This window comes from Pseudomonas sp. AGC41 (assembly GCF_057334555.1).
The window spans coordinates 89,019-97,661 of record NZ_JBHFJB010000039.1 but is presented as its reverse complement, the minus strand read 5'-3'; the positions used below and the strand labels follow the sequence as shown (position 1 = coordinate 97,661).

8 protein-coding genes are annotated in these 8,643 nt (G+C 57.9%); 2 read left to right on the top strand and 6 right to left on the bottom strand.

What is annotated here, in order from left to right; translation table 11 throughout:
• The 6 genes from ACE04F_RS07435 to ACE04F_RS07410 all read right to left on the bottom strand — a co-directional run.
• Positions 1-970: hypothetical protein (locus ACE04F_RS07435; RefSeq protein WP_486105629.1), on the bottom strand; the 970-nt coding region annotated here is incomplete at its 3' end.
• Between the two features lie 17 nt (positions 971-987).
• Entirely contained in the window at positions 988-2,256 is a 1,269-nt protein-coding gene (locus ACE04F_RS07430; protein ID WP_486105628.1) for a hypothetical protein, read from the bottom strand.
• Positions 2,253-2,759: a CS1 type fimbrial major subunit gene (locus ACE04F_RS07425; RefSeq protein ID WP_486105627.1), complete on the bottom strand. Its 507-nt coding sequence runs from the start codon at positions 2,757-2,759 to the stop codon at positions 2,253-2,255. The genes ACE04F_RS07430 and ACE04F_RS07425 overlap by 4 nt, the downstream gene beginning before the upstream one ends.
• 41 nt (positions 2,760-2,800) lie before the next feature.
• A complete protein-coding gene (locus ACE04F_RS07420; RefSeq protein ID WP_486105626.1) occupies positions 2,801-3,541 on the bottom strand; it encodes a molecular chaperone in 741 nt (246 codons plus the stop codon).
• Between the two features lie 95 nt (positions 3,542-3,636).
• Complete coding sequence (locus tag ACE04F_RS07415; RefSeq protein WP_486105625.1) at positions 3,637-6,159, bottom strand: TcfC E-set like domain-containing protein; 2,523 nt, start codon at positions 6,157-6,159, stop codon at positions 3,637-3,639.
• A 118-nt stretch (positions 6,160-6,277) separates the two neighbouring features.
• Positions 6,278-6,772 carry a CS1 type fimbrial major subunit gene (locus ACE04F_RS07410; RefSeq protein ID WP_486105624.1) on the bottom strand — a complete coding sequence of 165 codons (495 nt, stop codon included), beginning with the start codon at positions 6,770-6,772 and terminating at the stop codon, positions 6,278-6,280.
• 417 nt (positions 6,773-7,189) lie between these two features.
• On the opposite strand from ACE04F_RS07410, the gene ACE04F_RS07405 reads away from it, so the two are divergent.
• On the top strand, positions 7,190-7,744 hold the full coding sequence (locus ACE04F_RS07405) for a PadR family transcriptional regulator (protein WP_486105623.1): 555 nt from the start codon (positions 7,190-7,192) through the stop codon (positions 7,742-7,744).
• A gap of 4 nt (positions 7,745-7,748) precedes the next feature.
• Positions 7,749-8,534 carry a siderophore-interacting protein gene (locus tag ACE04F_RS07400; RefSeq protein WP_486105622.1) on the top strand — a complete coding sequence of 262 codons (786 nt, stop codon included), beginning with the start codon at positions 7,749-7,751 and terminating at the stop codon, positions 8,532-8,534.
• Positions 8,535-8,643: the final 109 nt, after the last annotated feature.

Genomic DNA, 8,643 nt, shown 5'->3' with positions numbered 1-8,643 from the left:
GCTGGCACTCGATGGCCATCTTGAAACGTGACGAGGCCGAGATGTGGAAACGCTGGTCGCGGAACAGCCGCGTCGGTTTACGCCCACTGTTCAGCCAGGCTTGCCATCCTTCCTGGGGCACGAGCTCCACCCGACTGCCACCGGGGGGGATATCAACCTTTAAGGTGTGCTCGACGTCGAGTTTGAAATTGAGCGTGATGGTCGAATCGTCGGGGCGCATGACGTCGCCCATGTCGACATTCTGCCCAGGGCCAACCGTATAGGTCAGCGAACCCGTATACCGGCCGGATGACATGCCCAGGGGATTGGGTGTGCGCAATTCATAGGCAAAGTCCAAGTAATTGTAAGACATGCTTGGAATGTAATAGTTGGCCCTTTTTGCACAGGCGCCGTCGGCGGGTGTCTGCCAAAAGAACCTGTACATAAAGCTTTCGTAATACCCCACCCCGCTGTATGTACAGGGCCTGGGGGCATATACCCAGCTGGAACTGTCCCATAATTTCTGATGAGCCTTCAGGGCAGACACGCCCCCACCTACTAAATCCACCACACTCACGGGAAGCCTGTATTCCGAACCCACGCCGGACCAGCGCACTTCCACCGTTTCAGTTTCACCGGTAGTTGCATGGGTCACTTGGACGGCACGCCAACCGGTAGGCAGCGAGAACATCGCACCTTGTCGAAGATCCGCGTGATTTGCCTGTATAGCGGTGGCCGAATTGAAGCGTATGGGCAAACGAATGCTGAATCTATCGCGGCAATTTGATGGATTATTCTGGCAATAGCCGGTGACCAGAGTGGTATTGATAAATTTATTCTCATTAGGTTTCGACGGATCAGGCCTGAAGACCGCAGTGATGTCCTGATCCAATGCACTGACCGCCGGCGCGCAGGCAAGTAACAACGCCGCGAGCACACAACGCACTATGTTCGGCACTTCCGTCATGGATAAGACCTTCTTCGAATTCATGAATGGACCTGGCATTTTTAAACTTCCGAATCCCAGACCACCGTGATGTCGCCCCAATAACGGCGGTTGTCGCCATATTTCAGCATCTGTTCCACATCGGCGGGAAGAATCTCGAAGTGCAAGGTACCGGGCTTGCCATCTATGTATGATCCGGCCTGGAACACCTCGGCGTTCCAGGCGTACGGCGGCACTTTGTGACGGTTGACCGCTTGCCCAGTGGCATCGGTCACCCCGTTAGGCAAAGTTACGCTGACCTGAACAGGCACAGACCAGCCCGTCTCGGGTGCCCTCAGCGCGCAGCCCTTGCTCAAGATGTGCTCGCACTCCAGGCTCATCTTGAAACGGGAGGTTGTCCAAAGATGAAAAGTCTGGTCACGAAACAGTCGTGTCGGTTTCTGCCCTCGGTTCAACCACGCTTGCCAGCCCTCAGCGGGTTCCAGAGCGATGCGATGCCCGCCTGGCGGAATATCAACCTTGAGGTTGTGCTCGACGTCCAGAGTGAAGTTGATATCGAGTGTCGAGTCATTGGGCATCATCACTCGGCCGAAATGTATGACATCGAACGCTCCTCCGCTCGGTGACAAGGGATAGCTCAACGTCCCGGTATAACGCCCGTTGGACATTTTGAAAGGGTTGGGCATGCGCACTTGATAAGCGATGTCAAAGTATCTGTACTTCAGGTACGGGATACGAAACCGGGCCTTTTTGTAACATTCACCATCGCTTTTCCAGAAAAAGGCGAATGTCGTGTCGGTCCCCGAATCCACCAGACTGCCGTTGCTGCAATCTGGTAACGGCATGTTGTCCCAACGGCCGGTTTCCCAGAGCATTTCATGGGCCTTGTAGGCGCTGACGCCTCCACCGACCAGTTCCACAACGCTTCGGTCAAGCACGTATTCCGAACCGAACCCGGTCAGCCGCATCTCGACCTCTTCGACTTCGCCAGTTGCCGAATTGACCACCTGAGTTTTTCGCCACTCGGGTGCGACCCAGAAATAAGCGCCATCGGGTGCAGCATGACCGCCTTCGATCGGCCTTGATGACTCGACAATGAGCGGCAGGCGCATGCTGTAAGTATTCGAACCGGCACAGTCACTTGGGTAACTCAAGCAATATCCGGCGTTCGGCGTGGTGACGGTGAATTTACCGTCCATGGGTTTAGTTAAATCAGGCCGGAACACTGCAGCGATTTCGTGAGTCATTCCCACGGCAAACGGGCTCGACATCAACAGCCAGACCCCGATCCATAAACCAAACCGATACTTCAAAGAGCTCCAACGAATCATTGGCCTCCCCCCATTGACGACAAAGGCGGAATGGCATCGAAGACCATGTGTACCGTGCCGAAATAATCACCCGGCAGATAGCCGCCGGAAGGCTTGACGGCGGAGATTTCCAGGTTCACGCGCTGGCCCGGTCGGGCTGCGTCTGCCGAGACGACTTCGGCGCCGAAACCACTCAGCTCCACATCGTTGAATCTCACACGCAAGTCGATGCGGTCCCTGCCGTTGAACAAGTAGGCGGCCTGAAGCAGACGGGCTTCGATAGAGCCGTTGATGTTCTTCACGTCGAACAGCGCACGCAAGGGCCTGAGTTCGGACGTCCGCAAATCGAACGGCAAGCGCTGCTCGCGCAGTACCAGCTCCGGGTCGACCGGCAATACATAAAAACTGGCCGATGGAATCGTGACGCTGACTTCGAAAGTCTCTCGCTGCACGGCTGCCCATGCGGAGGTAGCAGAGGGGATCAAGACGACTAACAAAAAGGGCTGTATCAGTTTCCTGAGCATGATGATTACCTATGGCGCAACAAAGTAAGGCGGATCAACGTTCAACCCTTGATCTCGAAGGTTTTTTTCTCGCGGCCTTCAATCAGGCTGAAGCGGTAGACGCGCCCGGCTTCCTTATCGAACCCGAAGGAGCGACCCGCCGGAATGTGGTGCTTGACCGTAGGTCGGCAGTCGTTTTCCTGCATCGAGCAATCCTTGAACTCGTCCACCACCACGACGCTGTTGCCCTTGTTGATCAGTTGGTAACGCTTGGCACTGTCCTCTTCCAACGTCTCGAAACGGGTGTCCTTGGGGCGCACGAAAAATACCGTGCCATACCCGGCCAGGACCTTGACGCCCGCCGCCAGCCGGTCCTTTTTGTATTGCTCGCGTTCTTCCTCGCTGACCGCGAACTCGTCCTCGACCTCCGGCACAACCGGGACGAAGCGAACCCGGAAGTAGCGCTCCTTGTCGCGATTGCCCATGAACAGCAGCCGCGTGCCCTGCGTGCCGTTGGCCGGGATGATCAAGCGCGCCGGGCTGGCCATCAGGCCGTCCCGGGCAATCATCCCGGCCTGGTTCTGCAGGGGCACTTCGTCATAGGTGCCGTCCGGCTTATAGATAATCTCGAGGACATTGATCTTGACGAAAGCGGTGGACGTACCGCCGTTGAACACGCGCTTCATATAGGTGCTCTTGTCGCCCTCGAGATAGTCATAGACAACCCCGACATTGATCTGCGGCCCGGCCTGGGCCAACAGGGAAAACAGCGAAAAACCACACACAACCCAAAAGCGTTTCATTGCAAAAACCTCATTGTTTGAAGACGGCCGATAAGCACCGCTGCCGCTTCACTGAATATCGTTTCGATCGCAGGCAAACCGCCAGCCCGGATGAATCAACCCGCTGTCGTCGCCTTGATGGTGTTGTCGGCCAGCGTGTCAGGCGTGCAACGCAAGTCACCAATCATCAGCACCTCACCTTCCTGGCTGGCGTTCTCCGGATCGAGGCGGAACTGGCAAAGCAACTGATCGCCGTAGCGCACTTCCAGGGTCGGCGACGAAGCGTTCATCTCCATGGAGAAGAACCCGTCCACTTCGCTGACCCTGCGGCTGGCGTGATTGATGACGTGGTGGCCCTTGAGCGGCTGCCCCTGTTCATCCAGCAGGCGGCCCAGCACCGTCACGCTGCGCATGACGCTGATCTTGCGGTAGCCCACGCCGCCTTTGTTCAGGTGGTAACGGGTGCGCGACGGCTCGATGCTGGCTGCCGGCGGGTGGACGCCGTCAAAGTCGAACATGACCATGCTGCTGCGGTAGGCGGTGATGGGCACGAAATTGCGCCCCGGACGCAACGTCGCGCTGCCGCCGGTCAAGTCGTCGGCGCGCAATGCGATGTCGTCCAGGTCGGTTTCGACATCGACGATCATCGCCGCGCCGCGGCCTTGAGGCAGCCCGGAAAATGCTACATTGCTGCCGCCGACAGCCACGGTACTGCTGAGGTTCAGGCCGCCGGTGTAGTTACCGTTATAAGACGAACGCTGGATAAAGCCGTCGCCGTACAGCGATTCAGTGTTGAAACTCGCCATGCCGGAAAGCCCAAGGCCATAAGTGTCGGTCAGTGCCGTCGCGGAGACGCTTTGCAGAACGTGATCCTTGAGGGTCCGCCGGTATGTCAGCGAGGCGTTGTTGTCCCGCGTACCTTCCCGTGATGTACGGGTGCCGATGCTGCCCGACCAATGCTCGCCTGGCCCGCCCAAGGCGATGCTGACGCTCAGGTCGACGCCTCGATTGCGCCGGTCGCCGGTACTCGCAGTGGCCGGACGGTCGAACACCGACAGGCGCCAGTTGGCATCACTGCCGCGTAATTTGCCGCGCTGGCTCCACCCCAGATCCAGGCCGGTGCCCTGGGTATTGCCTTCGCTATAGAACAGGCGCCCGTTGATCGATGTTTTGTTGCTCAGCCGATGGTTGATCGACAGCGACGAGTTACTGGTCTGTCCGACGAACACGTTGCGTTGGCGAATACGGGTGCCGTCAGGCAACGTTTCGTAAGTATTGCGCGTGTCCAACCAACTGCGCGTATGGTTGATCACCACGCTGCCCCGTCCATAGCTGTACAGGCCTTGCAGGTCCAGGCCGGTGCCATATCGCTCCGTCTGGTAGAAGTTGGCATACAGGCTGGTGCTGTTGGCGAGGGACCAGTCGACCGAGGTTCCGTATTGCAGTTTGTCCTGCACCTTGCGGGTGGACACCCCCATCACTACCCTGGGGTGGGCCAGGTAGTTGAGGCCAACCCCGGCGGTCATGAAGCCAGCCGGCTGGTCTTCCCAATTGCTGAACAACTTGGTTTCGCGACCGGCAAACAGGTTGTAGCGCCAGCGGTCGTCGACGTTACGCCAGTTGGTGGGCTTGTAGACCAATTCCTGGGTCGTGGCGGTGGTCTGGCCGTCCTCGATCAACCGTACCTCGACTTCGTAAATGCCACCGGGCAGAGGACGGGTGTCCAGGCTTTGCAGGCCGGCACTGACTGCCTGGGTATTGATCAGCAGCCCATTACGGTAGATCTCAACGGCCGCCTGGCGGCTGGCGGTGACATAGATCGGATACACGCTGGGCCGCGGATTGTTGATGACCAGGCTGTCGGAGCTGCCGAACATGACGCCCACGGCCGTGTCCGGGCTGCTGCCAAATGAGCGGATCTGACGGGTCAGCCCATCGGAGCCAGGCATGAAATAGCCCAGGCGAAAGAACTTGTTCTCCATTTCTCGCTGGGTATAGAACTCGTGGACGGCGTGGTAAAGCTTGTCGTCCGGCCCACCCTGGCGCGACAGTTGCAGATCCAGCGACTGGGTCCAGTTGCCCAGGCTGGAACTGGCGTTGACGCCATAACGCCCGCCTGTGTCCTGCTCCTGGCCCCCGTTGAGGTTGAGCTGGTTATTGAATATCAGGCCGAGGCTGCCATCCTGGGGCAGTTCGTAATAACGTTTTTCTTCGCCCGCTCGCTCCACTTTTTCGGTGAGGATCGACACCAGCGAATTTTCAAGACTGTAGTGCACCGCCAGCAGACCGGATGTGCACTCGGACTCACACGCCCCGAGTGGGCGTCCTTTCTTTAGCAGTTGCTCCCATTGTTCCCGATCACCCTGCGAGAACGGGCTGTCCTCGGTATCGGTGAACTCGAGCAACGTGATTCGATCATCCCGTGTCAATACCACCATGGCTTCGCCGAGATACTGTTGGTCAAGTTCCACACGAACCGCCAAAGGCACATCGAAGAAGTGGGCTTCGAAATCCGCAGGGAGGCCGCCGGCCTGACTGATCAGGCTACCGGGTGTCGTACCGGGGGAAGTCGGCGCAGCCATTGCGTTGGCGCATAAAAGCAGCGCAAGCGCACCGGCAATGCGTGTCATCGGAAACATCAACGAATTCTCTTCAACAAATAACCGGGTTGTTTCAGATGCGAGTCGGCCAGGCTTATGCCCGGCCGATCCGCGACAATGCCGCAGGCGATAAATGACCTATGGGCATCAATGGGTATTACAGAAGGCCGTCGCGAGGCATCGCGTCGAAGATCACGGTCATGTCAGCGGTGTAGAGGCCGTTTTGACTGTCCGCAGGCTTGGCCGCGGCGATGATCATGTCGGCCTGGGTACCGGGGGTAGAGGCTGCATCGCCGACAACTTGCTGAGGAATTTCATTCAAGGTGACGCCGTTGAAGGAAGTCCTCAGCGCAATGGTGTCACGACCGTTGAACAGCGAAGCCGGACCGCCCTGGATATAGGCATAGATCGAACCGTCGGTGTTCTTCACATCGAAAGTCTGGCGCACTTGGTTGAGGGTGCCGGTGACCAGGTTATAGGCCATGACTTCATCCTTACCGAACTCCGGGTCCCGTGGGAGTACATGGAAGTTCTTGGTCGGAATGGTGGCGCTGATATGGATGGAAGAACGCGCATCGTCGTCCGCGAATGCAACAGAGGCGCTCAGAGCAGCAGCTGTCAGGGAGGCGGCGGTAAGGAGTTGTTTCAGCATTTTTACACCTGTTCATATCAATAAAGAGAGTAGGTCGAGATCCCGCCAAATGACGGCCTGGCATGGCCTCTCGACGCCGGGGGCATGATCAACTCTTTTTACGTCAAAATAAGCAGGCTAATTCCCACAGGCATGTAGTATTTGGACCGCCCGAAAGTAAGAAAAAAACTCAAATACATTTAACAGACAACTTTACCTGTAAGAACTTACTTACAACTTCATAAATACGGCATTTAAATACGTGACGTATGCTTCGCGCACCCCTACTAATCCAAGGCTTAAGGTAAGGTTTGCATGAAAGCTTAGCTAAGCAACTATCAAGATATATCTTCTAACTAAAGATATATCTATACACGAGATATATCTGGTTTCAAAGATATATCTCTACTTCATATATGCAAACTGGAGAGCTGATAAATGACCAGCGTGACTTCCTCTGTCGATTTCGATGGCTTCGAGGGCCGCCTGGCGGCCCGTGATCGGGGCGTCCGAGGCCCACGGGTCTTTGCTGCCGGCGACCTGAAATTGCTATTGTTGTCCTTGATCGCGCAGGAGCCGTGCCATGGCTATGACCTGATCCGCCAGATCGAGGCCATGTTCGATGGCGCCTATAGCCCCAGCCCTGGGGTGATCTACCCGACCCTGACGTTTCTGGAAATGAATGCAATGATCGTCGGCGACACCGACGGCGGAAAAAAACGCTACAGCGCGACCGACGCCGGACGTCTATCCCTAGGGAACCAGGCTGGCGCGCTAGAAGAGATGCGTACGCGCATCGAAGCCCGCAAGCGCACGCTTCGCGGCCAGGCGCGGCCCCCTGAAGTCCACGAAGCGGTGTTTAACCTGCGGTGCGCGCTCCACCGCCACCCTGGCCGCTGGAACCCGGAAGAAATCCGGCGGGTACGTGATTTGCTCAACGACGCCGCCGAAGCCATCCTCGACGGTCCCGACCGTCCAACCGTTTCGGAGTAGAAGCATGACTGAAGTCGATCCAAACACCATCCACCGCGTCAGCCACGAGATCAAACGCCGCCGCCTGCAAGTGCTGCGGGTGCAAGACCTGACACCACGCATGCGCCGCATCACCGTCGGCGGACCGGAACTGGCCGGGTTCGTCAGCCTGGGCACGGACGATCACGTGAAGTTGCTGTTCCCGCAGAACGCCGAGGAACAGGCCGCCCTGGAAAACTTCAACCCCGGCGCCGGCAAGGCCCAGGGCGCGATGCCCGAGATGCGCGATTACACCCCGCGTCGCTACGACCTGGACACCCTCGAACTGGATATCGATTTCGTCCTCCACGGCGACGGCCCTGCTGCGACCTGGGCAGCCCAGGCGGCACCCGGGCAATACCTGAACATCGCCGGGCCACGGGGCTCGATGATCGTGCCGGATATTTTCGACAGCTACGTGCTGATCGGCGATGAAACCGCCCTTCCCGCCATTGCCCGCCGTCTCGAAGGCCTGGCACCCAACCGGCGGGCACTGGTGGTGGTGGAAGTGGAAAACGGTGCCGAACAGCAGATCCTTCAAAGCCCGGCCCAGGTGCAGGTGATCTGGGTACTGCGCGAAGGCCACCGCGACAGCCTGCTTCGCACCGTCCAGCAGCTGGAAATGCCCGGCGGCAAGCTGTACGCCTGGGTCGCGACCGAGAGCAAGGTGTCGCGGCAGATTCGCAAGGTGTTGCTGGAGGAGAAAGGGTTGGACTCGGATTTTGTCAAGGCGGTGGGGTATTGGAAGCTTGATGACAATGAGGAAGATTGAGGGCCGGGCGGTGCTGAAGTAACCTTCCTCTACTGACTGGACACAATCCTCTGTGGCGAGGGAGCTTGCTCCCGCTGGGCTGCGCAGCAGCCCCCTTAAAGCAGTCACC